The following is a 474-nucleotide window of genomic DNA, read 5'->3' as shown; positions in this document are numbered from 1 at the left end:
TTGAGAGATGTCTAACTTCCCTGCTGCTTCTCTTACTTTAGTCCCATAAATTTCTTCCGCGATGTCTTCAATTTCTTTTCCATTTGTTGCAATACCTAATTTATCTGCTTCATCTTTAATTTTAATCGTATTAATTTGAGTAATTAAATCTACAATTGATGTATTCTCTATCGATATGCCTAGCTTTAACGCTTCTTGCTTCACTTTTGTTTCATAGATTTCTTCAGACAGAGTTCCAACATCTTTTCCTTCAATCGAGATGCCTAACTGCTCTGCTTCTCTTCCTACTTCTGTTTCATGAATTTCTTTTTCTAGCGTAATTTGTTCTTTTCCTTCCGTTTCAATACCTAGTTTCTCCGCTTTTTCTTCTGTATTCACCGCATGTATCTTTCCATTGTTTAATTGTTCTTTACTGCGCTGTGTGTAATCTGTCTTTCCTTTTGATGTTTCAGAAGGAGAGGCACCCCCTAATAT

General features: G+C 35.4%; 1 pseudogene. It reads right to left on the bottom strand.

The features are described 5' to 3' along the window. A pseudogene (locus MR170_RS31080) lies at window positions 1–474 on the bottom strand (transporter); the annotation flags it as partial.

The organism is Bacillus cereus group sp. BfR-BA-01524, from assembly GCF_022662595.1.
Taxonomy (GTDB): domain Bacteria; phylum Bacillota; class Bacilli; order Bacillales; family Bacillaceae_G; genus Bacillus_A; species Bacillus_A thuringiensis_S.
Note: the sequence above shows the minus strand (reverse complement) of the source record. Positions and strands in the feature narration are given on the sequence as shown.